The organism is Streptomyces chisholmiae (assembly GCF_031845445.1).
GTDB lineage: Bacteria > Actinomycetota > Actinomycetes > Streptomycetales > Streptomycetaceae > Streptomyces > Streptomyces chisholmiae.
This window is the reverse complement of the sequence record NZ_JAVREO010000066.1, coordinates 1-621: the sequence shown is the minus strand read 5'-3', so window position 1 is coordinate 621 and position 621 is coordinate 1. Positions and strand designations below refer to the sequence as shown.

The 621-nt window shown below is 62.8% G+C and carries 1 protein-coding gene; it reads right to left on the bottom strand.

The genetic code is table 11. The features are described 5' to 3' along the window. A partial coding sequence (locus RM844_RS32070) for an MMPL family transporter (protein WP_311670972.1) occupies nucleotides 1-482 on the bottom strand: 482 nt, incomplete at its 3' end. Between the last annotated feature and the right edge of the window lie 139 nt (nucleotides 483-621).

Genomic DNA, 621 nt, shown 5'->3' with positions numbered 1-621 from the left:
ATGGTGAGCAGCAGGATCACCGTGACGACCGACCGATAGACCATGTAGAGCAGGATGAAGATGATCACGACGGTTACCGCGGTGATCTTCAGAATCGACCGGTTTCCGCTGTGCTGCATATCGGAAGCCAAAGGCGCAGCGCCAGTTACGAATACTTCCACACCTGGCGGCGGTGACGACCGGTCGACGATGTCGCGCACGGCGGCCACCGATTCGTCGCCCTGCGGTGTGCCCTGGTCCCCCGCGAGGTTGAGCTGGACGTAGGTGGCCTTGCCGTCGGGGCTTGTCACGCTCGACGCGGTCAGGCGATCGCCCCACAGATCCTGCACGTGCTCGACATGCTTCGGATCGCTTCTCAGCGCACGAATCAACTCGCTGTAGTAGCGATGCGCCTCATCGCCCAGGGGTTCTTGTCCCTCGAGCACGATCATCGCGGAACTGTCCGAGTCGGACTCCCCGAAGTTGTGACCGATGCGTTTCATCGCCTGCGCCGAGGGCGCGTCCTTGGGCATCAGGGACACGGCGTTCTTCTCCGCGACCCGCTCGAGTGAAGGGATCGCAGCCGACCAGTCCCCGCCGACCGATGCCAGCGTCAAGATCAAAGTGACAGCCAGCCAACCC